Origin of the sequence: Pseudoalteromonas sp. P1-30 (assembly GCF_001400005.1) — a bacterium.
GTDB lineage: Bacteria > Pseudomonadota > Gammaproteobacteria > Enterobacterales > Alteromonadaceae > Pseudoalteromonas > Pseudoalteromonas atlantica.
This window is the reverse complement of the sequence record NZ_LKBC01000034.1, coordinates 1-270: the sequence shown is the minus strand read 5'-3', so window position 1 is coordinate 270 and position 270 is coordinate 1. Positions and strand designations below refer to the sequence as shown.

The following is a 270-nucleotide window of genomic DNA, read 5'->3' as shown; positions in this document are numbered from 1 at the left end:
CGCGCCAAGCATTAGCATTAATACCTTGGTTGATACCAACGACACCACACCAACCATTAATGGGACTAGTGATGCAGCCGATGGCACTACCATTAGCTTAACGTTTGAAGACAGTGCGGGGAATATTACGACTGTTGATACGACCGTCACCGGTGGCGTATGGAGCGTTGATGCGCCGAGTGAATTAGCGGAAGGCGAATACACAGTGACCGCAGAAGTAGACGATGGTCTGGGTAATATCGGCAGCGCCACAGAAACCGGTATTATTGA

1 protein-coding gene is annotated in these 270 nt (G+C 50.0%); it reads left to right on the top strand.

Going from position 1 to position 270, the window contains the following annotated elements; translation table 11 throughout:
* Positions 1 to 270: Ig-like domain-containing protein (locus AN395_RS19260; protein ID WP_235576595.1), on the top strand; the 270-nt coding region annotated here is incomplete at both ends.